Origin of the sequence: Cyanobacterium sp. HL-69 (assembly GCA_002813895.1) — a bacterium.
Lineage (GTDB): Bacteria > Cyanobacteriota > Cyanobacteriia > Cyanobacteriales > Cyanobacteriaceae > Cyanobacterium.
Map to the genome: position 1 here is coordinate 2878226 of CP024912.1, position 25420 is coordinate 2903645.

Below are 25420 nucleotides of genomic sequence, written 5' to 3' on the forward strand. Positions count from 1 at the left end.
CAAGATAACTTAGTTAGAACCAAGCATCCCTAATGTGATACGGCGTAATTGTCCTCGTAAACTAGCATCATAAACCTGAGAGCCAACTTTGATAATTACACCACCGATAATGTCAGGATCAATTTTTGTTTCCAACTCCACGGCATTAGCACCAGTGAGAGCCTTAACTTTGACTTCCAACTTTTCTGCTTCACCATCATACAATCTCACAGCGGAGGTGATTTCAGCGAGGACAGTATTGTTCAGTTTGCGCAGAATTTCTAAATATTTGGCTAGAACACCTTCAATGAAGCTAATTCTACCTTTGTCCACTAACAATAATAAAAAATTGAGCAAGAAAGGATTTATCTGCTCACCAGCGATATTTTTAATAACAGATTTTTTTTGCTCTGCCTTAATCATGGGACTAGCAAAGAGGGCTTTCAATTCTGCAGACTCTTTGAGCAATGTTGCTAAAGAGCGCACATCTTCACCGATTTCTTCGGTAACCTTCTTTTCTTTGGCTAGGGACATCAAGGCCTCGGCATAAGGTTCTACTACTTCAGCGGTAATAGCACTTTGCATTTTTAACCTCCTAATTGCTCAACGGCACGACTAATGATTTTTCCTTGAACTTCATCAGTCAGGGTATTTTTCAACTGCTGCTCTGCTTTCTCAAGGGCGAGTACAGCAATGGTTCTTTTTAATTCATTCACTACTTTAGCTCTTTCGGAGTCTAACTCTTGTACTGCAGTAGCTTTCATTCTTTCTATATCTTTTTGTCCTTGAGCCAAAATTTCTTCTCTAACTTTAGCAGCGGTGCCTTGAGCATCAGAGATAATTTTTTTTGCTCTTTCTTGAGCTTCGTTTAAGTTTTTCTGTCCTTCGGCTAGAGCTTTGGCGGCATCAGCAGCTTTTTGTTCTGCTTCTTGAATTTCTTGGGCAATTTTATTACGTCTTTGTTCGAGTAAATTGCCAACAAATTTACCACCATATACTACTAATAAACCAATTACGATAATTAAGTTGATTAGGTTAGAGCCTAGAATGTCTGAACTTAAACCAAATCCGCCCTCTGTTGATTCAGTGGCTAGATAGAATAAAGTAAACATAATTATTTTTTGTTTAAACTAGGCGTGTTTATTTTATGTTTTTTTGAGGGGGAGAGAATGAGACAAATCTCTTCTCCATGCCCTGATTATGGAGCTACTTAAGCAAATTCTGGTCCTAAAACCTTATCCAAGATTTGTTGGGTGAGGGCTTGAACTTCTTGCTCTAAAGCTGTCATGGCTTCTTTTCTTTCCACTTCAATTTGCTCTGATGCCTTCTGACGCTCGGCAATAACTTCTTGCTGAGTTTGTTGGCTTTGTTCAGAGACTATCTTTTGAGCTTCAGTTTGAGCCTCCGCAATAATTTCTTGGGATTGTTTACGGACTTCCTTTAATTCTTGTTCATATTGTTGAACAAGGGCCAAGGATTTTTGTTTTTGCTCTTTGGCACTGTTTAATTGACCTTGAACATATCCTGCTCTTTCGTCAATTGCTTTTCCTAAAGGTTTATAAAATAGGGCATTTAATATTGTTGCTAAGAGTAAAAACTGGACTGCCATGAGGGGCAGGGTAGCGTCAATATCAAATAAACCCCCTTCTGCGGTTTCCGCCGCAAATAAAATCCATTGTGTCATCATCATTTGACTTTGGGGCAGAATTTACTGGTTCTTTTGCTCAATATGCAATTATCCTTAAAAGTATTACTGCAATTGATATTTTTGGGTTCTTAGGTGTTTAGGCATTCGCTCACACTGAGAGATACCTAAAACCTAAAACCTATTTTTTCCTTTACTTTATTTTTTAAATTTAGAGTAATCTAAATTACTTAAGCGAAAGGATTAGCGAATAATAATACTAATGCTACAACTAGACCGTAGATGGTTAGTGCTTCCATGAATGCTAAACTTAGAAGTAAAGTTCCACGGATTTTGCCTTCTGCTTCAGGCTGACGAGCAATACCTTCTACGGCTTGTCCTGCGGCGTTACCTTGACCTAATCCAGGTCCAATAGCTGCTAAACCTACGGCTAAGGCTGCTGCGATTACTGATGCTGCTTCTACGCTCATAATTTTTCCTTTTTTTCTTTAATTAAATTAGTACAACAAGAATTTTTAGTTTTTCGTGTGGGGAATGGATTTTATAAATCTGTTCCCTATGTTAGTTAATCACACAATGGCAATTTATTTAAGCCCAAAATGTATTTAACTATATTTTGGTTTTTTATGCTAGTGAGTTGGAGGTTTATTTTCCTAAACTCTTAGTCATGTTCTTCGCCGTGAACTTCGAGGGCTTCTCCGATGTAGGAACCTGCGAGGGTGGCAAAGATAAGGGCTTGGATGGCGCTGGTAAACAGCCCTAATACCATCAAGGGTAAGGGTACAATGAGGGGTACGAGTAGGACTAATACACCTACTGCCAATTCATCCGCTAGGATGTTCCCGAAAAGACGGAAACTGAGGGATAAAGGACGGGTGAAGTCTTCGATCGCCCTAAAGGGTACCATGATGGGGGAGGGTTGGGCATAGTCAGCGAAATAACCTAAGCCTTTTTTGCTAATCCCCGCATAGAAGTAAGCGAGGGAGGTTAGTAGTGCAAAGGCGACGGTGGTGTTGATGTCCACGGTGGGCGCTGACAATTCCCCTTCGGGTATTTCGATTAATTTCCAAGGAATCAAAGCACCGGACCAGTTAGATACGAAAATGAATAAAAATAGAGTACCGATAAAGGGAACCCATGGACGATATTCTTTTTCGCCAATTTGATCTTTGGTGAGATTGCGTAAAAAATCGAGGACGTATTCCATAAAGTTTTGGAATCCGCTCGGTATTCGTTGAACGTTTCTGGTAGCGGCGATGGAGGCGATTAGTAGAACACCGATGACGAACCAAGATACCATAAATACTTGTCCGTGGACTTTATATTTACCGATTTCCCAGTAAAAGTGTTCTCCTACTTCGATGGCCGCTAGTAGCTGATTATTTAGATTGATTATATTTGTAAGTTCCATTAAGCAAGATTTTCCCTGATTGTAGGAATCTCAGACAATTTACCATAAAATTAACCCTTTACTCTGATTTATTTTTGCCACTGAGTAAACTACTGGGCAAAACGGTAAGCAGAATAGAGGCTTTATAAGTCATGAAACCTAAAAAAATAGGTATCACTTCTAGTTGTTGCCTTTGGGTGGCGATGATCATTAGTCCAGCGAAGAGTGCTAGACGGGTTGAGCCGATGCTTCGTTTGCCGTTGCCTACCTTTTCTACTTCTCTGGCTAACAGGTTGATATAGACTAAGCCCACACAAGTTCCCAAGAGGTAGTTTAGTCCTGTACTCAGGGAGTAGAACACCCACACAAGGGCGAAGCAGGATAACCCGATAATGAGAGTGGCGATGAGAATATTATATTTTAGTCGATAATATTCGGCCATGTAGTCGTCTTTTTTTTCTTCTTCTGGTGGTGTTTCTCTTTGGTTGATGAGAGTTTCCAGATTTTCTGTGTTAGCGGAAGTTTCTGAGGTAGTCACTAGGGGCGATCGCATTTGCTTGTGTGTACCGTAGTTATAGCTGTTTTACAACTAACTAAAACCAATGCTAATTCTATCATGGAAAGTAAACCAATAAACAATTAACAATGCACCATAGACAGTTCAATTCTTATTAATTTATTCTATGTCCTCATGATTTTCAACTTTTCACGGATCCACCACTGCAACCCAATCCAAAAAGCGATTCCATGCCCACCAAATATCATCATCTCCGTTGAGTTGTTGCCCTTTTTTTGAATTTATGTAGCCCACATGACCTCCATACTGGGTCAACATCAAGTCTAAATAGCGATTATTCCTGACCTCCTGTTGTAAATCAGGGATGATGGTGGGGCAAAACATTGGATCATCTTCTGCATACATGATGAGGGTAGGTTTACTTATTTTCGAGAGGATGCGAAAAGGGCTACTGGCATAGTAATAATCCGCAACGGTTTTGTAACCGAGGGTGGGAATGACCAAATATTCATCTACGGTGCGAATGCTATGGATAGAGGACAAAATTTCTAAATCTATCTCTCGGGGATAATATTGATGGAGATTGATGATTAATTCTTTGAGATTTTCAGTGATGGCTTTGTCTAAATATTTTTTGATAGGGTGATTCTCCAGGTAATTTAAAGACTTTTGGGCATCAAGACTAGGACAAATTACCCCGCAACCGCCAATGTCTTCCTCGGTTAAACCTGAATCTTTGATTGTCTTGGACAGGGATGAGCCATAAAATATCGCCCATAGTGCCAGTTGCCCTCCCAGAGAATATCCTGTAAACCAAAATTTACTGGGGAAGTTTTCTTTTTTGGCTTGAGCAGCGATGGATAAAAAGTCTGAGCCTTCAAAAATGCCATCGGAAGGAAGGGCAGGGGATAGGGGTAAACTCTTGCCATGCGCCCTCCAGTCAAAGAGAATGAGGGCGTACCCTTGATAGTAGGCTTTTCGGGCAAAGACTTCTAAATACCATTGGTTTTCTAGGTTTCCTGTAATGCCATAGGTGGCGATGATTGTACCTTTGGCTTTGGGAGGGATTGTTGTTAGGGCATAAAGGGGTGTTTTATCGATGCCGTAGTATATGTTTTCTTGGTATGGTACAGGGGCTAGATTTATATTTTGTTGCCATTTTTGGTTCATTATTTTGGCAATATAAAGGGTTTGAATTAGTCCATTTTTTAAATATAAAGGTGGTTGATAGCCATGATTTTTTTTACTCATTTATAACTATGAAGATATTATCTATTTTGTATCTTGAAATACTTTTGAAATTTTGTTTGTTAACGATGAAAGATTATTAATGATTTCTGATTTTGTGTATAGATATTTATTATTGATTCTATCTATCTATTATAAACTTTTCACTATTTACCTATCTGTTCAAAGTTTTATGAATTGTGTTGTTTGGTGGCTATCTTCATTTGATTTTTGTTAAATCAATTTATTAAAGATTGTTTGTAAGGGCGATCGCTCTTAGACAGAAAATAAACCCAAGAAGAAAAAATAGGGTAGGATAAAATAGTATCTTTCTATCTCTTCGATAATTCCTAAATACTATGATAGATCCTCAAGCCCCCCCCGAATTATACCTAAGAGAAAATACGCAAAAAAATCAAATATTGTCAGATTACCAAAAATTAATTCTTGATAATATTATTGATGGAGTAGTTTTATTTAAAGACCACCGCTACATATACGTCAATCCAGCATATGCAGAAACTTCAGGCTATGCAGAGAATGAGCTACTAGGAAAAAAGTGGCAAGACTTTTACTCCCCCGAAGAAGCAAAAAACATAGAAATAGTAGTAAATTCCCTTTCCACAGAGAATAGATATTGGCGAGGGGAACAACTTTCCTATCACAAAAATGGAAATGAAATTTGGAAACAAGTTTCTCTCTCACTCATCGAAGATGGAATTCTAATCGGAATTTGTCGAGATATTAGCGAAAACAAAAAAAACCAAACCATTCTCAAGGCCCAAGAATCGGCCATGAGAGCTTTATATGCGGTGACAGCTTCATCCCATCTAACCTTTGAAGAAAAATTGGAAGGCATTTTTAACCTTGGCAGAAAATTCTTTAACCTTGAAATGGGCGTATTAACCCAAGGAGAAAAGAAATCTACTAAAATTGTCAAATTTCAGGGGGAAAGAAGAAACGGTGACATAGTGCAATTGCCCCCATATATGAGTCAAGAACAATCATTATGCTTTATCTGCTTACAACATCAAGAGCCTTTAGTAATAGAATCATTAGTTAATTCTTCTTATAAAAATCATCCAGGGCATACCTTTTGGAATATACAAAGCTACATTGGTTCGAGAATAGAAGTATGTGGTAAAACCTATGGCACCCTATGTTTTTTCTCCTTTGATGAACAATCAAACCATAGGATAACCGAAAATTCTCAACAAATATTAAAATTGATGGCCCAATGGATAGGTTATGAAATTGAGCGCCAAGAGTCTCAGAGACTATTAGAAGAAAAATTTCAACAGGAAGTTTTATTAAAAACCATTGTACAGTCCATTCGTCAAACCATTGACTATGAGGAATTATTTCAACGAGCGGCTAAAACTATCGGGGAGGCTCTTAAACTAGATCGTTGTCACCTGTTCACCTACGACCATAGTAAAAATCCTCCCATTACTCCCCTAGGAGAATATCTTAGTGAGGGAATTTCATCAATGGCTGATGCCAACATCAACCCTGAAAATGTTCGTAATATTCACCTAGAAAAGATATTAGAAAAAGATAAAGCCGTTGTCACCAATGATGTTTTTAACGATCCACTCCTAGACGATATGCGATATTTATGTATCGAAGTTAGTCTCAAGTCCATGATGGCAGTGCGTACATCTTATTTAGGACAAGCCAATGGTATTATTTGTTTACACACCTGTAAGGATTACAGATGTTGGAGTAAGTCAGAAATAGAATTAATTGAAAACGTTGCCTCTCAGTTCGGTATTGCGATCGCACAGGCGAAACTATTACAACAAGAAAAAGAACAAAAAGAGCAACTAGAACTAAAAAACAAAGCCCTAGAAGAAGCCCGAAAAGAAGCAGAAACCGCCAACCGAGCCAAAAGTGCTTTCCTTGCCACCATGAGCCATGAAATTCGTACTCCCATGAATGGCATTATGGGCATGGCAGATTTGTTGACATACACTCCCCTCAATCCAGTACAAAAAGATTACGTGAATACCATCAATAAAAGTGGTAGTTTGCTACTAACAATTATTAATGATATTTTAGATTTAGCTAAAATAGAAGCGGATAAAATTGAACTAGAAAATAATCCCTTTAATCTTCATCAGTGCATTGAAGAAGTATTAAAATTAATGAGGGGTAATGCACTTAATAAACAAATTAAACTTAGTTACCCAAAAAATGATTTGATGCCTTCCCATTTTATGGGAGATTCTAATAGAATAAAACAAATAATTCTCAACCTAGTTAGTAATGGTATTAAATTTACCCCCGAAGGAGAAGTCCAAGTAACCACAGAAGCACGTTTGTGTCCTGATGGTTTCCATGTCATTCAAATTGCCATTAAAGACACAGGCATTGGCATCGCCGAAGAACACTGTGAGATGCTTTTTAAGTCCTTTTCCCAAGTAGATGGTACTAATACCCGTAAATATGGTGGCACAGGATTGGGATTAGTAATTAGTCAAAAATTAGCTCATTTAATGGGAGGTAAAATCACCTTTAAAACAGAATTAAATCAAGGCTCTATATTTTATCTTACCATCAAACTCCTTGCCCTATCTTCTGAAGAAATCAGCACATCAAACCTGCTTAATCAAGATAAAAATGAAGAAAAACAAACTATTAAAATATCTTCCCTACCTATCAAAATTTTATTAGTAGAAGATACTCCTGTTAACTATAAAGTAGCTCGTTTAATGTTTCAAAAATTAGGCTATTTAGGAGATAAATTAAACATCGTCTATGATGGTTTACAAGCCCTAGAAGCGGTAAGAGAAAATCCATACGACATAGTCTTCATGGACTTACAAATGCCCAATCTGGACGGCTTAAATGCCACTGCAAAAATAAGGGCGCTGGGGAATCAAATCAAACAACCATGGATAGTTGCCATGACAGCTTCCGCCCTAGCAGAAGATCGAGAAAAATGTTTTAATGTAGGGATGAATGATTTTGTAAGTAAGCCCATTCGCTCTGGTGATGTGCAACAGGCACTACAAAGATTTGCTAATAGTTTAATATTGTAAAACCCCTATGAACATTATTATTTTATCCATGATTGCTGCTCTTATAATTCCCATGTATCAATCATGGCGTGATGAAAATGTGTGGCAAAAAATGTTGGCAGTAGCTAGTATTTCCACCAAAACTGCTCTACTTATTCTCGTAATTGCTGTTTTTAGAGATGATTGGATGATGGGGGTTGTGGGTGTCATAATCTTAACCGTAGGTAATGCGGGTTTGATGTTACTTGCCCATTTACTCAAAAGAATGGGAGAAATTTAACCATCTTTTTTTCCAATGGCTAGTATATTCCAAGTCTGATGATAGTTGTTCTTTTTCCCTACGTTTAATAATATCCATGGCATTATCTGTTAAGCTAGGATCTCGATAAGGAATAGAAGCACGGGTTTGGAGATGCTCTAATTCTTTTAAAGACAAGGATTGTAATGGTATATTATTTTTTGTGGCAAGGGTACCGGGCGATCGCCTTCCTACGGTACAATTTCTACCTATGTTTAAACCTACTAACATCATCCCTTTTCTCACACTGGCAGAACAAGAATAGGTGGCTAAAATACCATCATCAGCTAAACATTGAGATATTCTTTCAAAAAATTCTACTGTCCATAATTGAGGACATTTAGGAGGAGAAAAGGGATCAAAAAAAATGGCATCGGCTTTGAAGTTACTTCTTAGTAATTTTGTGATAGTTTCCCTTGCGTCACCTATTAATAATTCTATATTTAAGTTGCTTTTATTTAGTTTCTGTGTATTCGCAATTATGTTTAAATCTTTTATAATATTTGAGGAATAAGAGGATAAGAGATTATTTTTAATAGCTTGTTTCGGAATATTTAAATCTATTTCTAGGGCAATAACTTCCAAGAAACAATCATAAATATTTTGTGCATAAACTTCTAATAATGAAGCAGTATTATATCCTAAACCATAGCAAAGATCTATAACTTTGAGATATTTTTTTTGTGTTAATTGTTCTTTGATGTTACAACCTTTTATATAAGTTATTTCTGATTCTTGTTTTGCCCCATATTTACTATGAAATGTTTCGTTAAATTCCTTGGAATAAAAAGTTTGTGAACCATCTTCCGTTAATCTTGTTTCTAAGTCTTCCATAAATAATTAAAGTACAATAACAATTATTTTAGTAAGGGATTTATAGCAATTATCATGGTTATGGGGTACAAAATGATCCCCCTAAATCCCCCGCAAATAAGGGGGACTTGAGAATAATAAATGTATCTCATAATTATAAAAACGCTATCTTTTAGGTGTTTTCTATTTAAATTCAATTTTCATAATAGATAAATCATCAGAAAAATAATCACTATTATTATGTGATTTTGCATGACTTAAAATGTCGTCTAAATCTGACTTTTGTTCTAAAATGGTGATAAAATCATCGATGCCCCACATTTGTTGATCTGGCCCTATAATTTCATAAATTCCATCGCTAAAAATATATAAAGTTGATGGAGATTCTATTTCATAACTACTATTGTCATAGTTTACGTTGGGAAACATACCAATAGGCAGTCCAGGGGTTTTTAATTTTAATATTTTTAACTGCTGGGAGTTGTCTCGGTAAATGTATATACCAGGGGGATGTCCTGCACTAGAAAAGGTTAATTTATTACTATTGAGATTATATATCCCATACCAAATAGTTAAATATTTATCATTTTTATTGGTCATTTGAAAGAAATTATTCAGACTGAATAAAACTTGATTAGGTTCTTTATAATTAATTTTTCCTAGATTACCATAACGTAATAAATTAAAGGTAGAAATAGAGGGTAGGGCAGCCCCTAAACCATGACCAGAAACATCTAATAAATAAAAAACTAAACTTTCTTCATCTAAAAAGAAATAGTCAAAAATATCGCCCCCCAGTTGACGAGAGGGAATAAAACGAAAATCAATGTCTATTTTTTCATGGTGCAAACACTCGGGTAATACTACGCTTACGTAGTCGGCTGCTTCTGATAATTCTGTTTCTAGTTGGTGTTTCTGCTTTTCTAAAAGTTTTTTTTGTTTTTCTAAAAGTTGCTTTTGCTTCTGTAAGTCTTGGCTGAGTTGATGTAGTCTTAATCCTGCTCTTACTCTGGCTTTCAACTCTTGTAAGTCGATGGGTTTACAGATAAAGTCATCGGCGCCTGCATCTAATCCTTGTACTCTATCGTCCACGGATATTTTAGAGGTGATGAGTATAAAAAAGGTGGTGGTAAGGGCTGGATTTTGTTTTACTTGCCGACAAACATCTAAACCTCCCATGCGAGGCATTAGCCAATCGGATATGATGAGGGCGGGTTTAATTTTTTCAGCTAATTCTAAGCCTGTTATTCCATCGGAGGCGATGCTGACTTCATAACCGCTTTTTTTTAAAGTTCGGGTGAGGAGAATTTGAATTGTTCGATCATCGTCTATGATGAGAATGTGAGCCATTGTGGGATGTTTTACATAATTTTTGTGTAATCTTGATCTTTAGTGACTGAGTCTAAAAACCAAATTTTCTGGTAGATAATCAATAGGATAACCAATTGTTACTTATTAAGAGTAGCGTATATGCTTGTTGATGGATTATGGTTAATCTTGGTTGATCTAAACATTTTTTTATGAGAAAGTACAAGTTATATTTTTTGTTTGCAGGTATCTTTTTTCTATCTGCTGGTATTATTATTAGTTTTTTGTCAGAAACCGCTTCTGTGCTGGGGTTTGTTTTGGCATTGGTAGGGGGTTTGGCATTGGGAGGAGTTTTAATATTTTCTCTCTACCAAAATCAAGGTTTTTGGGGAATGCGCTCGACGGAGGCTGGTACTAATGCTTTGATTTCTACGGGGGCGGTTATATTAATTTTAGCGGTAATTAACTATCTTGGAATTAATTATTCTTGGAGGGTTGATTTGACTGAAAATCAACTTTTTACGTTGTCTCCTCAGTCTCGAGAGTTGGTGAGTAATTTGGATGAGCCTTTGAAGGTATATGTTTTTGATAGTCCTGCTAATCCTAACGATCGCACTTTATTGGAAGATTATCAAAGTAATAATGGTTTATTTGAGTATGAATTCGTTAATCCACAGGTAAGATTTAGTTTAGCCCAAGAATTTGGGGTACAAAGACAGGGGGATGTATATATTGAGAGGGGGGGGCAACGGCAATTGGTGCAGACGGTTTCCCCTAATAGTCGTCTAACGGAAATTGCTCTGACAAATGCGATCGCCACTATCCAACGTACAGAGCAGCCCATGGTGTATATTTTACAGGGTCATGGAGAACCTACCCTAGAGGAGGGGGAAAATAGTTTTTCTCAGGCAGTGGCAAGTTTAACGGAAAAGAGTTATGTTGTCCAAGGCTTAAACCTTACTAGCACTCCCTTAGTGCCTCCTAATGCTGATGTGTTGATGGTCAGTAGTGGTACAAGGGAACTATTAGAAGGAGAAGTAAGGGCGATCGAAAGATTTGTCAACAATGGTGGTAGTCTATTAGTCATGTATGATGCCCAAAGCCCGTCAAGTTTAAATCGCTTATTTGCCCAATGGGGAATAGTCCTCCATGATGGCTTAATCGTAGATGGCTCAGGCACTGGAGACGTATTTGGTTTAGGGCCTTCCGTCACCTTTGTGGTAGATTATGGAAATCATCCCATTACCCGCAACTTTGACAATGGTATCAGCATTTTCCCCTTTGCCAGAGCAATTTTAACCACAGAAGAAGAAAATATTACCCCTACCCCCCTCCTACTCACCAACCCCCAAACATGGGCAGAAAGTAATTTAACTCAAGATACCATTGAATTTAACCCAGAAGAGGACTTACCCGGCCCCTTAAATGTAGGTGTTGCCCTATTAAGGGAAAATCCTGAAGCCCCATCACAAGGTGACATCCAACCCCCTGATGAAACAATCATCGAAGAAGAAACTCCCGAAGAAGAAAATCAAACCTTCCCCGAAGATTTATCCCAAGGAGATTTACCCCAACCACCTGCCATTAACGAGCCAAATCCCGTGCCGATTCAAGAAAATAACATCCCAGAATTACCTCCAGAAACAAGAATGGTAGTGATGGGAAACTCCACTTTTGCCACCAACGGCTGGTTTTCTCAACAGCTAAATAGTGATGTATGGTTTAACTCCATCGCTTGGCTATCTGGTGCTGATGAATCAGCCCTCTCCATTAGCCCTAAATTACCGAGTAATCGACGGTTAAATATCGAAAGTTTCCATGTTATTTTAACCAGTTGGTTAGCCTTGCTAATTATCCCGGGGCTAGGTTTTGCCACAGCTATCTTGATTTGGTGGAAAAGAAGCCGTTAGGATAAGACTAAGCAATGGTGCTGTTAGGCGACTTATTTGTGTCTAACAGCATTTTCAAATTTTCTTGAATTGCCTGTTGTAATTTATCACAGTAAATTTCTTTGCTTTGGTTATAATTTTGAGGAGTATCGAGAAAAATGATACTATCTACTTCACGCAGGGTAAACATTTGAAAGAGAATCTCACCAATGCTAATTTCTTGGGCAACTATTTCTAGTTTATCAATGTCACTATCTGCAAATTGCACTGCATCCTCTACGGTAGGGAAAGCATAGACTACTTTTTTTTCTATATCCGGGTTATCCTGCTTACCCAACACTGTTAATACTAAATTATTTTCTAGGGTTTGTCTGAGATAGTATTTTTTATGGCTTAATTGTTGGGCATATACCTTTAAAACTGGTACAACGCCATATTGCATGATGGGGGCAGGTACACCATATTTTGGAGCTTGATTAATTAAATTGTCAAATTGCTGGTCTAAATTCATGATTTTGATTGGTTTTTCTTTCCCATTCTTATTATACTGACATCTTTTGATCAATCGGAGAAATACAATATCATTCTTCGAAAGCCATTAAAATCAGCACATTATCAAAAATCAAAGAGCATAATATTAATTATGCCAAAGCAAAATAAATAAACTGCGATATAATTTAAGCTAATTTAAAGATTATTGCAAAATAAGACTATTTTTGACTTGTTATTAAATAAAATTCCTAATTATCCCATTTTACCAAGAGTGGGGATTTTTGTCCTCGCCTTGTCATTTCTCTGGTTTCCCTTTGCCGCCCCAGTCTATCTCACTCTACAAAACCAAGATGCAAATTTAACAACCATAATTACTATGGCAATGTTATTTATTGCTTTTTTAATATTAGTCAAAGTTTGGGGTAAATATGTATATAAAAATAATCATATCTTTCGCTCTTATGGCTTAGTCAACAGCCGTAGAAATTTTTTAAATTTAGTTGTTGGGTTTTCCATCAGTTTTGCCATCACATGGTCATTATTTGGCATACAAGCATTATTTGGCTGGGTTACTTTTAACCCTCCCACAACCAACATAGTGTATTTATTAATAGAGGGCTTTCTTAGTGCTCTTTTTATCAGTTTTGCCGAAGAATTATTTTTTCGAGGCTGGTTATTATCAGAATTAGAAAAAGATTTTTCTGCCCCTAGCACCACCGCCATAAATGGATTTATATTTGCCCTGCTACACTTCATCAAACCCCTAGATGAAGTAATCCGTACCATTATCACTTTTCCTGCATTATTTGTATTGGGTTTCTCCTTGGTGTGGGCAAAACGGAAACATAAAAACCTCTTGGGTATCTGTATTGGTTTCCATGGAGGATTTGTATGGGGTTATTATGTACTTAATGTGGGAGAAATGCTCACTTATACTGATGTTGTACCCCAATGGATTACTGGTATAAATCAAAATCCCATCGCTGGTTTAATGGGGTTAGGATTTTTAACTGTTTTTGCCTTGTTTAATATGCCAAAACAAAAGCGAATGGTTTAGTTTCTTTGGCTTCTTGTGCTTTTGTTTTAATTGTAGAGGAAGTTGACCCTACAGAAAAAGCAAGGGTAATTACAGGAATTATTCAAGGAGTAGGATTTATTGGTGGTGGTTTAATTCTGAAGGGGGGAAATAACGCTAAAGGATTAACTGGGGCTGCGGAAATATGGATTTCATCAGGGGTTGGTTTGGCTTGTGGAGTTGGTTTATGGCGTTTAGCTATCACAATATTGTTATTGTGTTTAATCTTGTTGAAAATTATGAAAATGTCTTTTCGTAAGTTAAATAATCATAACTAGAAGCTATTCAAAAAGTTATTTACTGAGAAAGGTATTGGTATTTGAAATCGAACAACAAATTAAAATCTTTATGATTGACTGATGGAATTATCCTTTGTACCCAAACAGATCTTTTTTCATACTAATTCCGCTATTATCTAGGTAATAGTGTGCATAATTAAATATCCATGGCAACTTGGAAAAAAGGAAAAAAACTACATAATGGGCAGTATGTCATCGAATCCATGTCCTTGCGAGGGGGGCTAGGAATTACCTACAAGGCCATGGATGTGGCTAGGGGAAAAACTGTTGCCCTAAAAGCTACCCAAAGGGTATGGCAAAATGTAGAGCAGGGAATACAATTAGAAAAACAGCTTATAAAACAGGCTATTAAAATAGCTCGTTGTAATCATCCTTCTTTGGTGAGAGTATATCCAGAAGTGTTTCAGGAAGATGACTTGGTTTATATGGTGATGGAATATGTTGAAGGAGACGATTTAGCTTCCTTTATAGACCGTTATGGTAAATTAAGTGAAAATGATGCTCTTAGGTTAATTACGAAAGTTGCGTCTGGGGTTAATTTACTCCATCAAAATAGGGTTTTACATCAGCGCATTAAGCCCCAAAATATTATCCTCGATAAAGTTTCTCAAGAGCCTATTTTTGTAGATTATGGTTTGGCCATTAAGTTATTCGCTTTTGAGGGGGATAAAATTAAGAATGCCATGACGGATGCTTTTGCCCCTCCTGAGTTGAGCTTGGAAAATGCCAAAATTGGTGCTTATACTGACATATACTCCCTTGCCGCTATTTTATATGTGTTGGTGACGGGGCAACTTCCTACCCCTTCCCAGTTTCGTCAGTATAAGGATTTGATTCCACCACAACAATTATCTCCTAATCTGAGCGATCGCACCAATAACGCTATATTAAAGGGTATGAGTGTTAATCCAGAACAACGTCCGAAGTTTATTAGAGACTGGTTTAACTTTTTCGCCCTCGAGAAATTAACAGAAAATAAGCCCCCAGTGCCATCGCCAGAGCAAAAAAAAGAAGATAATAGTGATGATGCCACTACAAGCCCCACCAACTCAGAAATTAGTATTTCTTTATCCCCAGAAGAAGATTTTATCATCGGAGACGATCAAGTAGTTCCCCTGAAGGGTAATAATGCCTTAGTGGAAAATACATTAATCCCCGATAGCCCGAATATAGAGACTTTCGAGTTTGATTCAGTAACTATCCAAGAAAAGAAAAAACTATTTGGATTAGTAGGGGGTATTGATAAACAAGTACTTACTAAGAAAAATAAATTTTTTGTAGAGTATTTGGGAGAAGGGGTAAACTTAGAAATGATTTTTATACCCGCAGGAACTTTCTTGATGGGTTCACCCAACACCGACTCAGAAAAGGAAAAAGACGAAACCCCTTCTTATCGGGTCAATATTTTCCCTTTCTATATGAGTAAATATCCCATCACTCAGACTCAATGGCGTTTTGTAAGTTCTCTTCCTAAAGTACAGCGTTTTTTGAAAGATAGTCCTTCAGGTTTTCGGGGGGACAATCTACCGGTGGAAAAAATTTCGTGGTATGATGCCCAAGAATTTTGTTTACGGTTAAAAGAATATACAAAACGAAGTTATCGTTTACCCACAGAGGCAGAATGGGAATATGCTTGTCGGGGAGGCAGTCATTCTATATTTTCTTTTGGGAATATTATTAATCCTCAGTTTGCTAATTATGACAATCGCAAAAACGTTAAGGCAAACAGTAATAGTGACGATAAATTTGACCGCAAAACAACCCCTGTAGATAGTTTTTCCCCCAATGGCTTCGGTTTGTATGATTGTCATGGTAATGTATGGGAATGGTGTGAAGATCATTACACTCCCAATTATGCCAATAAAGCCAAGGATGGTTCGGCCTTTTATTCTCAACTTAGTACCACTCCTCGGGTGGTAAGGGGTGGCTCATGGTCATTGGCGAGTAATTATTGTCGCAGTGCAAAACGTGGTAGTTATGTGGCGGATTCTACGTATAATTTTATCGGTTTTCGGGTGGCTTGTATCTTAGATGGTTAAGTTATGGTGGGTTGGTTTTTTGTCTTTATTAATGACTTTGCTTTTGTCTGGGCAGGGGTTAACAATTCCTTGGGCAGTTATCGAAAACAGAGGACGTTTGTTGGTGGGTATTACGGAATATAATCATCGTCCCCTTTCTTTTCGGGATAATGAGGATAATTTACAGGGGTTAGAAATTGATATAATACACCGTTTAGCCCAAGAGTTGTTGGGGAATGAGTCGGCGGTGGAGTTTATTCCTTTGGCTAATAACGATCGCCTCAGGGCGGTAATTGATGGTAAAGTGGATTTGGCGATCGCCTCTATAACTGTTACTCGCTCTCGGTTGCGGGTTGTGGACTTTAGCCACAATTATTATCTTTCTGGTACTGCCCTAGTTAGTTTACAAGATTCCTCCATATCTAATAATAATACCATTGCAGTTTTAGAGGGTTCCAGTGCGATCGTTCTTCTCAAGCAAAATTTACCCTCCATACAATTACAAGGAGTAAAATCTTATCAAGAAGGATTATCATTAGTTGCTCAAGGACAAGTAACAGCATTTGCCGGGGATATAACCCTACTCACAGGATGGACACAGGAAAACCCCCAGTATCGTTTATTACCACAAGTATATGGAGCTTATCCCTTGGCGATCGCCCTTCCCAAAGGCTTACAACATCAGGAATTAAGAGATAAAATTAATCAAATAATGGCTAACCTTGCCCGACAAGGATGGTTACAAGAAAGGATTGAGTATTGGGGATTGCGCTAAGGATTTTGTTCAGTTTCATAGAACAAAGTCACGATCTTTTTTAACAATAGTTGCAATTAAATATCAATTAAGCTATACTACTTTATAGTAGTTATTTAAATAAGTTTGCAGTAAATAAAGCAGTCCAAAAGGTTGTTGGCAATTACCACAAACTTGCTTGGCTTTATGGGTGATGGATGAATCACTCATCAAGCTGTAATAGCGAAGGTGAAAATTGTTCTTAATGTGTTAAATTGTTTCCTCAATTTATTTAGGGGCTTCCCTCAGAAAGAAGTCCCTTTTTTTTTCAAAAATTTAAATAATTGCCGTAGTTTTTCTTTTTCCTTTCTCTTTTAGAGGAGGAATTTTTTTTAGGTAAATAAACCCTAATTATCAACATTAAACCTTGAACCTCTTTCCCCTTGAGGAATTATAAAATTGGTATCTTGATCAAAATTTTCAAAAATATTTGAGCTATCGGGAGGAATAAACATCTCCGCCTCCTCCCTCGTAATCCTTCTCACAGGTACAATATAAAAAATTAGCTCAAAATCTCGATTCATCTTAGAGCTAATATAATCCCTTACTAAACTTACCTGTCGGGAAGTGATTTCCTTATCTGTTTGCATCGTTACATTAATCAGAGGAGGACTTTGTGTCCAAATAATTCCTACCTTTACTGCTTCCACATCTTGCCCCACAGTGATAGTTTCATTGGCTAATTGACGGTTAATTTCCTTTTCGATTTCTTGTTGTTGAATTAACTGAAAAAAACTAGCTCCCAAGGGAATAACTAAAAAAGCAGTTGTCACACTAGCCCACCCAAGGGCTTTAGTCGCTTTGGTGTAGCCAGAGAGGATAAAAGCTACCATACAAGCGAGGGTAATGCCCAGTAGGTTTGTGACATAGAGCAAAAAAGCTCCTGTGGCGTAGGCATATAACCCCCCCGCAAGGGAGATTCCCACCACACACAGAGGAGGCATGAGAGCAACGGCGATCGCAGTTCCCGCGAGGGTTTCACTAATTCCAGATCGCACTTTACCAAAGCCACTAATTAATCCAGCACTAATGGCGATACCCAAATCAATGAGAGTGGGCTCAGTTCGAGCCACAATTTCTGAACCCACATCGGGCAAAGCCACCACCACAGCGATAAACCAAGATAACACCAAAGAAATTAAAGTCGCTCCTACCAACGAGAGAATGGACTTATTAAAAAGTCTTAAATCCGCTTCACAAGCAGAAAAAGCCAAACCCCGTAAAGGCAACATCAAAGGGGCAACAATCATCGCCCCAATAATCACCGCAGCACTATTACTCAGTAATCCAAAAGAAGCAATGAGACAAGAAGCAACGGTACATAAAAGATAGTCAACCCCCCAGCGAGAATCGCTAGTCAACTCCTGATGTAATTTAGCGATACGGGTAGCAGAAACATGGGGCAGAATACGATTTACTGAAAACTTGAGCCAACGCCAAATCGTTCTTATTTTTTTACGGTTAAACCATTCCGCTACGAAATTTTGTACTTGTTGCCGAAGGTTAGATTGATTCATCTTTTAGAAAGTATTGCTAAAAAAGATTATAGTTGCAGGGTTGTTTTGGCGGCCATCTGAGTTTTTTTCTTCTCAGACTCCGATAATTGTTGTCCTGTTTGTAAACGGGTAGCACTGGTTTGTAGTACGGTTGCACCACTTTGATCCCCTAATTGAAGGGCAGTTTTAGCTGCGTTTTGTAGCAAGGTAGCGGCACCTTGATTGTCTCCCTGTTCAATTTTTTCTTGAGCTAGGCGAGTTTGGCGATATTTGGCAAGGGTAAGTAAAGATTTTTGTATTTCTTCATCATTTTGGGGTTGATACTGGGCTTGGACTTGAATATTAACGGGTATTTCGTCAGAGGTTAGGGTTTGCCCTTTTATATCGTCATATTGTACCTTAATCTTGGCGATCGCCTGAGAGCCGAGGGATAATTTACCGAGATAGAGATTCGTTAAAATAATGCGTTCATTGGTCATTAAATCCCCTAAACGTACGGTATATTTATTAGTGTAGTCATCCTCCCTTTGAGGATCTAATTCTACGGTTTCTGGGGCTACCTGAGCCATGGGTTTTAACTCCGCCATGCGTACATCTTCCCCTAATTCCATAATCAAGAAAGCATTGGTTAAGCCCACGGATTCCATGCGGGTGAGTAACTTTTGAAACTCCTCTTTTGCCTGTTCAGCAAATTCGATATGGGTTAAAGTACCATTGGCACAATCACTAATGCCCTCCAATATCTTTTGATTCCAATTGTTCCCAAAACCCATGGCATTGAGGGTAATGTTATATTCCGAAGACATTTTGGCAAGTTTCAGACATTTTTCATTACTGCCATGCTCATTTTCCCCATCGGTAAGGAGTAAAATTTGCGACACACGATTTTCTTTACCAAGGTTAATTTGTTGGATACCCAGTTTCATGCCCTCATCAATGGCGGTGCCTCCGTCAGCGCGTAGTTGGTTGATTTGGGTTTTAATGGTTTCTAAGTCAGAAATAGGTTGACTGTTAACAACTACCGTTGCTTCATGGTTGAAACCCACCACCGAAACTCGGTCTTCTTGATTCAATTTCTCGATAAGGGCGATCGCCGCTTGTTTTACGTTTTCTAACGGTTTACCCACCATAGAGCCACTATGATCCAAAATAATACATAGGTTAATAGGTAAACGATTTAGAGACGAATCTTTTACAGCTTGGACACTGATTTCTAACTGTCTTTGGGTGCTGGTGTTTTCCGCAGAAAGATTAGTGTCATTTAGTCTGGCTTTTAGTAAAGGTTTCATAAGTAATTGGGATAATTTTAAAAATTGTCAGTATCATTTTTATTATTACCGAGATTTTTAAATTTGATAGTAAAAGTTAATCTGATTTTAATTAATATTTAATAAACTAATGAAAAAAAGTATAATCATTTTAGACGATTTAGAAGAACAAATAGGTTTTTTTCGAGAATTAATCTCTGAATCAAATCATTCCCTTGTAGATGTGGATAATGAGTCGGACTTGCTGAATTTTGTTCAGCTACAAGCCCCAGATTTAATCTTGATTAGTAGTACCATAAAAGACCTAAATTGTTATTTGATTTGCAAGAAAATTAAACTTTTAGAAAAAGGTAAAAACCTCCCCATAATTATTATCAATCGAGATGGTCGTTATTTTAACGTGGAGCAAAACTTTGATGCAGGGGCAGACGACTATATTAATTATCCTTTTATAGAAAGGGAAGTTATTCATCGTCTCAATCAACAGCTACTTATCAAGGATTTAAAAGATAATTTACGGGAAACAACAAACCAATTACATAAAATTATTCCCCATTATCAACGGTTACAAGAATTGGTAGAAAAACATAATTTAACATTAAATCATCATAGTAATGAAGGAAGATTAAACATAATTCCTAATCGTAAGTATTTTGAAGAAATGTTACAAAAAGAATGGCTAAGAGCTTCTCGCCAAAGGACTTCTTTTTCTGATACAGAGGGAACGAATATATCTATCATTTTGGCAAAAATTAATGATTTTCAATCCTACGAAGAAAACCACGAAAAGGAAATTGTTGATAGTTGTCTGCGGATTATCACCGAGGATGTAAAAGAGACAGCCAAACGGGCGGGAGATGTGATAGCAGAATTTGACAAAGATACTTTTGCGGTGTTATTGCCCAGCACTGATTACGTAGGTGTTCAAAAGGTGGCTCAGGTAATAGGAGAGCATATCATGGCGTTGCAAATTCCCCATCATTTTTCTGCTGTCAGTGAGTTTATTACTTTTAGTTTTGGACTGGCAACGGGTATTCCTACCCAAGCAATCCATTCTAGTAGTTTAGTGGATGTGGCTCAAGATTGTTTACAAAAGGCGATCGCCTCTAGGGAAGCTAATGCCATTGTAATAGACCAATTTTAAAAGCAAAAAAAGCCCTTTTTTAGTGACCGGAGAATAGATCATTAAATCATTACTCAATTTATGACTCTTTTAAACTATTTACATAAGACTAAAAAGTATGATGTAATTTTTTATTTATCAGCGAACAAGGGAGAAAAATCTTTTACTATGGGGTTATTCTCCCTTATTTATCAGTTATTAACCCTTGTTTCCCTGACAAGGTCATTTACTATTTGTTAATATCTTTAGATAAAGATTTGCATTCATAATATTCTTTAAAACTAGACAATAGTAAACTTAAATATGGTTAAAAGTACGTAAACTTTATCAAAAAAATACATGGGTATTTTAAGTATATTCACTGTTATTAATTTGCTGTTTTTTGGGTAAAATAAGGCCATAGGTAAAAATATATTTACGTATTAGTTTTATTCTGCTCAGTAAAGTGTACAAGAAGCCATAAATCAACCATAGACCATCATAAAGGCATCAGTACAGAAGGTTTAACTAATATTCAAAAAATTATCAAAATTAAACTCACTGTTAGTAAAGGGAATGGGTGAATACTATGTTACACAATAATAAAAATTTAAAACAAGATAGCTTCGGAGCAAACTTTAAGTTTAAACTCCTATCCGTGTTGCAAAACGGCTCCCAAAAAGGCTCTATCCTTGCAGTGGGTGTTGGTCTTGGTGCTTTGATGATTGCGGGAACAACCTTGGCGATCGCCACTTCTAGTCAGAACAAAACTAATGTCACCTCCGATGAACAAACCGCTCAGGCTGTAGCTGCTGCAGAAGCAGGAGTTGCAAGAATTCAGAATTTATTCATCCAAGAACCCCGCCTTGCTATGGCACCTAATTCTAAATGGGTAGCTCTTCTTGATGTTTCCAATGAAAATGAACTAGAAGAAGAATTGAACAACTTTCTAGGTGATTCTGAAAAAGAATCTAGCGACCAAAATAGTAATAGTTGCGTAGCTTCAGGTTCTCAAGGTTCTGAAAGTTCATTTACTCCCGAAACGATAAAAAGTAAATTGCAGGGAACGAAAGGAGTGGTCAATCTCTCTTCTGATGGAACGAGTGGTTGGGTTGATATGGAAAACGGTGCTGATTATCGCTTAGTGGAGTATGGAAATAACAGCGACACAGGGACTTTAGTTATTCAGGGTCGAGTAAATGGCTCTAGTGTCTCTGAAATAGCCGTTGATTTTCCTGTGGAATTAGATAAAGATGATGAAACGCTATCTGGTGTAAATGAAAACGTTCCCGCTCTCTGGATAATGGATAATTCAGATAATGATTTCGGGAATAATAATATTAATGGAGCAATAAAAATTTCTGCTCTCAATTGTGATTTTACGGGTAAATTACCAACAGCTGAGAAAAATAGCAAAAATAGTCCTTTATTTGCAGTGGAGAAATCAAGTGAATTAATGCCTCCTACTCCTGAATTACCTGAATCAGGTAATTACACGGACTTGTCCTCTAGTGAAAATAGCTCTAACAAAAAAAATGGTAATAATAAAAAAGAAGCATTACCAAAGTCTTTGGATAGTGGAAATTACTTAGTTTCTTCTATTTCATTAGGAGGAAGTGATACTTTAGAAATTAAAGAAAATTCTGATGTTGTAATTTATCTTCAAGGTGACTTTTCTATGGGTGGCAACAGTTCTATAAATGTTCCAGAAAGCTCTAGTCTCCAAATATACGGAAATGTTGAAGGTAAATATGGTTGTGCGTCTGGTCAAACTTCACCTTGCAACACAGAATCAGTAAAAATCAATGGTGGTGGTACAACCGCAAAGCTTTTTATACACGCTCCAGAAGCAACTGGTGGGGTGAATGGTGGTGGCAATAGCTATCCCAATTTCTCAGGTTCTTTGTGGCTTAAATCATGGAATGGCTCAAGTAGTAATTCAGGTGTTCTTCTTGGAGCTTCTGGAACTTATGGAGATTATATAAGTGGTCAAGATCGTAAGGTTCCTACTCCTCCAGTCATAACCCTAAGAAACATTAATAATTGGACAAGACAAACATTAACTGAAAATTAAGATAGGTTTATTTGTTTTAAACTCAATACTTTTTTGTCGTCCTTCGGGGCGATTTTTGAGTATTATGGTGCTATTTTGAGTGTTGTGGTGCACTGGAGCGTTATAAGTAGAAGTAAAATAGAATTGCTTACCAATATAATTTAAAAGTTACTACCGTAGATGAAAAAATTGTAAAACAAGCCTTATTAGAACACTACAAAGATTTTGAAGATGATGTACAGTATCATACTGCACTTTTGAACAATTTAGATGCTATCCTCACCCGTAATCCCACAGATTATCCACAAAATATTACCATCACTATTCTGAAACCTCAACAATTACTAATGTTGTTTAGGAATTAGGAATGCAGTTTTTTGGTTAAGGTGCGCTGGTTGTTGTAAGGGGCGATTATGAAGAGGTAGAGTGCGCTGATTGGGTATAGGGGGCAGTGCGATGATGAAGTGGTAGTTTAATTAATCCCGTGACTAGAAAGTAGATTATGGGGAGATAAAGTGCAATTCCTTAAGTGTTATGGTGCGATCGCCCTTATAACCTCAAATAGTCTCCCTTCTCCCTTTGTAAGGGGAGATGCCAAAGGCAGAGGGGTAGAGAAATTCAGGGAAATCAAATCTATAAACGATTTATATCATTATTAGAACCAATGACTACCATAGATAAACCCTTTTGTAATACAAACTGAGGAGGAGGATTTATCACAAACTTATCATCATTACCCACCGCCAACACATTTAAACCAAAACGACTACGAATTTTTATCTCCGCTAAGGTTTTACCATCAAACTCCTCGGGAATAGACACCTCCACAATGCTATTATCCGGATCTAACTCAAAACGATCTAAAATACCTGGTTTTGTTAAAGTATAAGCTAATTCGCATCCTGCCTCATGCTCTGGATATACCACCAAATCAGCGCCCACTTTTTTTAACAACTTGCCATGGGTACTAGAAGAAGCCTTGGCAACCACATATTTAACCCCCCCCTCCTTCACATTAAGGGTGGTAATAATACTTTCTTCCAAGTAATTACCGATCGCCACTATCACCGTATCTAGTTCAAAAATACCAGCTTCCCGTAACGCACTTACCTCCGTACAGTCAAGCTGAAGGGCGCTCGAAGTGATTTTATCCGTGAGGGCTTGAGCCACTAACTTCTCATCCACATCCGTACCTAAGACATCGTAACCCATATTATAAAGGGTTTCACACACCGCCCGACCAAACCTCCCCAAACCAATCACCGCAAATTGCCGACTTTCCTTTCGTAGATTAGTCAAAAATTTTAGAGAACTAATATCAAGATTAAAAATACTTTTTTGGCGATCGCTTTTATTACTGGAATTAGGTTGATTTGATGTCATAGTACTACTAACCGATTAAAAGATTCTCCTCTGGATAATGAATACGGGTGGGACGAGGATCTCCCAAAATAGCTGACATAAACAATAATACTCCAACTCGCCCAATATACATTGTTAAAATAATTAGAATTTGTGCGAGTCCTGACAAATCAGCGGTAATTCCCGTAGAAAGTCCCACCGTGGCAAACGCCGACACCACTTCAAAGAAAATATTGATAAAGTTAAAATCAGGATGAATAAAAGAAATGCTAAAAGTGATCACCAACACAGTGATAGTAGAGCCAAAAACTACCGCCATGGCTTTTAGAGTAAGAGATGAAGGAACTTCTCTCTCATAGGCAATTACATCTTGTTTTCCTTGTAAAACCGTTTTGGTACTTTCAAAAAGAATCCGTAGAGTAGTTGTTTTTATTCCTCCCGCTGTACCACTAGGACTACCCCCCACAAACATAAAACCAATGGTCAAAAATAAACTAGCAATGGTCATTGCCCCCAAATCAATGGAGTTAAATCCAGCGGTACGAGTAGTAACCGACTGAAACCACGCCAAAAGAATCTTATCACTAAGAGAAAAATCAATTAATAAATTATTGTATTCAGTGATGAAAAAGAAAATAGTGCCAGAAATCAGTAAAAAAATAGTGGTACTAATAACGATTCTAAAGTTAAGAGAAAATCTATATTCTCTTTTACTTGATACATTTATTATTTCCCTTAACCATAAATAAAATTCAATAATTACCTGATAACCAATACCACCAAAAATAATTAAAAAACAGATAATAGCATTTAAAGGAATAGATGTTTGATATTGAGTCAAGCTATCCTCAAATAGACTAAATCCTGCATTATTCCACGCACTAATACTGTGAAAAATAGCCAACCACAGGCTCTCTCTATTTCCATAGTCTTGCTGAAACACAAAAAATAAAGTTAAACTTCCCAATGTTTCTAAGGCAATAGTAGTAGCAAATACAGAGGTTAAAAGATTTTTGCTACCGTGAAGAAAAGGACGATCAAAAGACTCTTTGATGGCTAATTTTTCTCTAAAATCAAATTTTCTACCTATTAATAAAATTAAAAAAGTAGTCGTCGTCATATAACCCAGTCCACCAATTTGGATTAAACAGAGAATAAATAATTGTCCCCAAAAAGTATAATAACTTCCCGTATCCACCACAATTAAACCCGTTACACATACCGCAGAAGTAGAAGTAAAAAGAGCAGTGGTAAAGTTTCCCCATCCCGGTTCAACGGTGGAAAAAGGTAATAATAATAATATTGTACCAACGGAAATAACGGCTAAAAATCCAAGGCAAATAGTACGAGCAATGGTCATCAGTTTTTAATTC

Annotated in this window: 23 protein-coding genes; 9 read left to right on the forward strand and 14 right to left on the reverse strand. The window is 37.3% G+C overall.

The window, feature by feature from the left end; genetic code table 11:
- Nucleotides 1-9: 9 nt before the first annotated feature.
- The 7 genes from atpH to AA637_RS13445 form a co-directional block, all read right to left on the reverse strand.
- Nucleotides 10-564, reverse strand: a complete 555-nt coding sequence (atpH, locus tag AA637_RS13415) for an ATP synthase F1 subunit delta (protein WP_069789572.1) — start codon at nucleotides 562-564, stop codon at nucleotides 10-12.
- A 2-nt stretch (nucleotides 565-566) separates the two neighbouring features.
- Nucleotides 567-1091, reverse strand: a complete 525-nt coding sequence (locus tag AA637_RS13420) for a F0F1 ATP synthase subunit B (RefSeq protein ID WP_069789573.1) — start codon at nucleotides 1089-1091, stop codon at nucleotides 567-569.
- Nucleotides 1092-1189: 98 nt separating this feature from the next.
- Nucleotides 1190-1663 (reverse strand): F0F1 ATP synthase subunit B', encoded by a 474-nt coding sequence (locus AA637_RS13425; RefSeq protein WP_069789590.1) that lies wholly within the window; start codon nucleotides 1661-1663, stop codon nucleotides 1190-1192.
- Nucleotides 1664-1854: 191 nt separating this feature from the next.
- Nucleotides 1855-2094, reverse strand: coding sequence for an ATP synthase F0 subunit C (gene atpE / locus AA637_RS13430; protein ID WP_069789574.1), 240 nt, complete (start codon nucleotides 2092-2094; stop codon nucleotides 1855-1857).
- A 191-nt stretch (nucleotides 2095-2285) separates the two neighbouring features.
- Nucleotides 2286-3035, reverse strand: coding sequence for a F0F1 ATP synthase subunit A (gene atpB / locus AA637_RS13435; RefSeq protein ID WP_069789575.1), 750 nt, complete (start codon nucleotides 3033-3035; stop codon nucleotides 2286-2288).
- A 58-nt stretch (nucleotides 3036-3093) separates the two neighbouring features.
- Nucleotides 3094-3567, reverse strand: a complete 474-nt coding sequence (locus AA637_RS13440; protein ID WP_446683176.1) for an ATP synthase subunit I — start codon at nucleotides 3565-3567, stop codon at nucleotides 3094-3096.
- A gap of 153 nt (nucleotides 3568-3720) precedes the next feature.
- Nucleotides 3721-4782: a YheT family hydrolase gene (locus AA637_RS13445; protein ID WP_446683177.1), complete on the reverse strand. Its 1062-nt coding sequence runs from the start codon at nucleotides 4780-4782 to the stop codon at nucleotides 3721-3723.
- Between the two features lie 335 nt (nucleotides 4783-5117).
- Here AA637_RS13445 and AA637_RS13450 point away from each other — a divergent pair, with 335 nt between their 5' ends.
- Together AA637_RS13450 and AA637_RS13455 are read left to right on the forward strand one after the other, a co-directional pair.
- Entirely contained in the window at nucleotides 5118-7802 is a 2685-nt protein-coding gene (locus tag AA637_RS13450) for an ATP-binding protein (RefSeq protein WP_446683178.1), read from the forward strand.
- Between the two features lie 7 nt (nucleotides 7803-7809).
- Nucleotides 7810-8061 (forward strand): hypothetical protein, encoded by a 252-nt coding sequence (locus AA637_RS13455; RefSeq protein WP_015221391.1) that lies wholly within the window; start codon nucleotides 7810-7812, stop codon nucleotides 8059-8061.
- Here AA637_RS13455 and AA637_RS13460 read toward each other — a convergent pair.
- Together AA637_RS13460 and AA637_RS13465 are read right to left on the reverse strand one after the other, a co-directional pair.
- The gene (locus AA637_RS13460) at nucleotides 8035-8913 is read right to left on the reverse strand and encodes a tRNA (5-methylaminomethyl-2-thiouridine)(34)-methyltransferase MnmD (protein ID WP_446683179.1); all 879 of its coding nucleotides are present in this window, start codon (nucleotides 8911-8913) and stop codon (nucleotides 8035-8037) included. The genes AA637_RS13455 and AA637_RS13460 overlap by 27 nt on opposite strands.
- 162 nt (nucleotides 8914-9075) lie before the next feature.
- Nucleotides 9076-10242, reverse strand: a complete 1167-nt coding sequence (locus tag AA637_RS13465; RefSeq protein ID WP_446683180.1) for a PP2C family protein-serine/threonine phosphatase — start codon at nucleotides 10240-10242, stop codon at nucleotides 9076-9078.
- Between the two features lie 170 nt (nucleotides 10243-10412).
- Between AA637_RS13465 and AA637_RS13470 the strand changes: the two genes are divergently transcribed.
- Entirely contained in the window at nucleotides 10413-12110 is a 1698-nt protein-coding gene (locus tag AA637_RS13470) for a GldG family protein (RefSeq protein ID WP_446683181.1), read from the forward strand.
- 7 nt (nucleotides 12111-12117) lie between these two features.
- On the opposite strand, the gene AA637_RS13475 is transcribed toward AA637_RS13470, so the two are convergent.
- A complete protein-coding gene (locus AA637_RS13475; RefSeq protein ID WP_446683182.1) occupies nucleotides 12118-12600 on the reverse strand; it encodes a hypothetical protein in 483 nt (160 codons plus the stop codon).
- A 186-nt stretch (nucleotides 12601-12786) separates the two neighbouring features.
- Here AA637_RS13475 and AA637_RS13480 point away from each other — a divergent pair, with 186 nt between their 5' ends.
- From AA637_RS13480 to AA637_RS13495, 4 genes are all read left to right on the forward strand, one after another.
- Nucleotides 12787-13638 carry a CPBP family intramembrane glutamic endopeptidase gene (locus AA637_RS13480; RefSeq protein WP_446683183.1) on the forward strand — a complete coding sequence of 284 codons (852 nt, stop codon included), beginning with the start codon at nucleotides 12787-12789 and terminating at the stop codon, nucleotides 13636-13638.
- Nucleotides 13639-13643: 5 nt separating this feature from the next.
- Nucleotides 13644-13934, forward strand: coding sequence for an MgtC/SapB family protein (locus tag AA637_RS13485; RefSeq protein WP_446683184.1), 291 nt, complete (start codon nucleotides 13644-13646; stop codon nucleotides 13932-13934).
- A 167-nt stretch (nucleotides 13935-14101) separates the two neighbouring features.
- Nucleotides 14102-15994, forward strand: coding sequence for a bifunctional serine/threonine-protein kinase/formylglycine-generating enzyme family protein (locus tag AA637_RS13490; RefSeq protein WP_446683185.1), 1893 nt, complete (start codon nucleotides 14102-14104; stop codon nucleotides 15992-15994).
- A complete protein-coding gene (locus AA637_RS13495) occupies nucleotides 15987-16748 on the forward strand; it encodes a transporter substrate-binding domain-containing protein (RefSeq protein ID WP_446683186.1) in 762 nt (253 codons plus the stop codon). The genes AA637_RS13490 and AA637_RS13495 overlap by 8 nt, the downstream gene beginning before the upstream one ends.
- Before the next feature lie 365 nt (nucleotides 16749-17113).
- Here the strand turns inward: AA637_RS13495 and AA637_RS13500 are convergent, their stop codons facing one another.
- Together AA637_RS13500 and AA637_RS13505 are read right to left on the reverse strand one after the other, a co-directional pair.
- Complete coding sequence (locus tag AA637_RS13500) at nucleotides 17114-18283, reverse strand: DUF389 domain-containing protein (RefSeq protein WP_446683187.1); 1170 nt, start codon at nucleotides 18281-18283, stop codon at nucleotides 17114-17116.
- Between the two features lie 26 nt (nucleotides 18284-18309).
- Nucleotides 18310-19551 (reverse strand): vWA domain-containing protein, encoded by a 1242-nt coding sequence (locus tag AA637_RS13505; protein WP_446683188.1) that lies wholly within the window; start codon nucleotides 19549-19551, stop codon nucleotides 18310-18312.
- A 109-nt stretch (nucleotides 19552-19660) separates the two neighbouring features.
- Between AA637_RS13505 and AA637_RS13510 the strand changes: the two genes are divergently transcribed.
- Together AA637_RS13510 and AA637_RS13515 are read left to right on the forward strand one after the other, a co-directional pair.
- Entirely contained in the window at nucleotides 19661-20674 is a 1014-nt protein-coding gene (locus tag AA637_RS13510; RefSeq protein WP_446683189.1) for a diguanylate cyclase domain-containing protein, read from the forward strand.
- Between the two features lie 547 nt (nucleotides 20675-21221).
- Complete coding sequence (locus AA637_RS13515; RefSeq protein WP_446683190.1) at nucleotides 21222-22706, forward strand: DUF7305 domain-containing protein; 1485 nt, start codon at nucleotides 21222-21224, stop codon at nucleotides 22704-22706.
- Between the two features lie 612 nt (nucleotides 22707-23318).
- Here the strand turns inward: AA637_RS13515 and AA637_RS13520 are convergent.
- The gene (locus tag AA637_RS13520; protein ID WP_446684602.1) at nucleotides 23319-24002 is read right to left on the reverse strand and encodes a potassium channel family protein; all 684 of its coding nucleotides are present in this window, start codon (nucleotides 24000-24002) and stop codon (nucleotides 23319-23321) included.
- 73 nt (nucleotides 24003-24075) lie between these two features.
- Entirely contained in the window at nucleotides 24076-25407 is a 1332-nt protein-coding gene (locus AA637_RS13525; protein ID WP_446683191.1) for a TrkH family potassium uptake protein, read from the reverse strand.
- Nucleotides 25408-25420: the final 13 nt, after the last annotated feature.

Excerpts from the sequence above, each read along its gene's own strand:
- AA637_RS13420 (WP_069789573.1), bottom strand. The coding sequence starts at position 1,091 with ATGTTTACTTTATTCTATCTAGCCACTGAATCAACAGAGGGCGGATTT.
- AA637_RS13465 (WP_446683180.1), bottom strand. The coding sequence starts at position 10,242 with ATGGCTCACATTCTCATCATAGACGATGATCGAACAATTCAAATTCTC.
- AA637_RS13515 (WP_446683190.1), top strand. The coding sequence starts at position 21,222 with ATGTTACACAATAATAAAAATTTAAAACAAGATAGCTTCGGAGCAAAC.
- AA637_RS13525 (WP_446683191.1), bottom strand. The coding sequence starts at position 25,407 with ATGACCATTGCTCGTACTATTTGCCTTGGATTTTTAGCCGTTATTTCC.
- AA637_RS13495 (WP_446683186.1), top strand. The coding sequence starts at position 15,987 with ATGGTTAAGTTATGGTGGGTTGGTTTTTTGTCTTTATTAATGACTTTG.
- atpB (WP_069789575.1), bottom strand. The coding sequence starts at position 3,035 with ATGGAACTTACAAATATAATCAATCTAAATAATCAGCTACTAGCGGCC.
- AA637_RS13460 (WP_446683179.1), bottom strand. The coding sequence starts at position 8,913 with ATGGAAGACTTAGAAACAAGATTAACGGAAGATGGTTCACAAACTTTT.
- AA637_RS13505 (WP_446683188.1), bottom strand. The coding sequence starts at position 19,551 with ATGAAACCTTTACTAAAAGCCAGACTAAATGACACTAATCTTTCTGCG.
- AA637_RS13445 (WP_446683177.1), bottom strand. The coding sequence starts at position 4,782 with ATGAGTAAAAAAAATCATGGCTATCAACCACCTTTATATTTAAAAAAT.
- AA637_RS13510 (WP_446683189.1), top strand. The coding sequence starts at position 19,661 with ATGAAAAAAAGTATAATCATTTTAGACGATTTAGAAGAACAAATAGGT.
- atpE (WP_069789574.1), bottom strand. The coding sequence starts at position 2,094 with ATGAGCGTAGAAGCAGCATCAGTAATCGCAGCAGCCTTAGCCGTAGGT.
- atpH (WP_069789572.1), bottom strand. The coding sequence starts at position 564 with ATGCAAAGTGCTATTACCGCTGAAGTAGTAGAACCTTATGCCGAGGCC.
- AA637_RS13440 (WP_446683176.1), bottom strand. The coding sequence starts at position 3,567 with ATGCGATCGCCCCTAGTGACTACCTCAGAAACTTCCGCTAACACAGAA.
- AA637_RS13450 (WP_446683178.1), top strand. The coding sequence starts at position 5,118 with ATGATAGATCCTCAAGCCCCCCCCGAATTATACCTAAGAGAAAATACG.
- AA637_RS13490 (WP_446683185.1), top strand. The coding sequence starts at position 14,102 with ATGGCAACTTGGAAAAAAGGAAAAAAACTACATAATGGGCAGTATGTC.
- AA637_RS13455 (WP_015221391.1), top strand. The coding sequence starts at position 7,810 with ATGAACATTATTATTTTATCCATGATTGCTGCTCTTATAATTCCCATG.
- AA637_RS13475 (WP_446683182.1), bottom strand. The coding sequence starts at position 12,600 with ATGAATTTAGACCAGCAATTTGACAATTTAATTAATCAAGCTCCAAAA.
- AA637_RS13500 (WP_446683187.1), bottom strand. The coding sequence starts at position 18,283 with ATGAATCAATCTAACCTTCGGCAACAAGTACAAAATTTCGTAGCGGAA.
- AA637_RS13470 (WP_446683181.1), top strand. The coding sequence starts at position 10,413 with ATGAGAAAGTACAAGTTATATTTTTTGTTTGCAGGTATCTTTTTTCTA.
- AA637_RS13425 (WP_069789590.1), bottom strand. The coding sequence starts at position 1,663 with ATGACACAATGGATTTTATTTGCGGCGGAAACCGCAGAAGGGGGTTTA.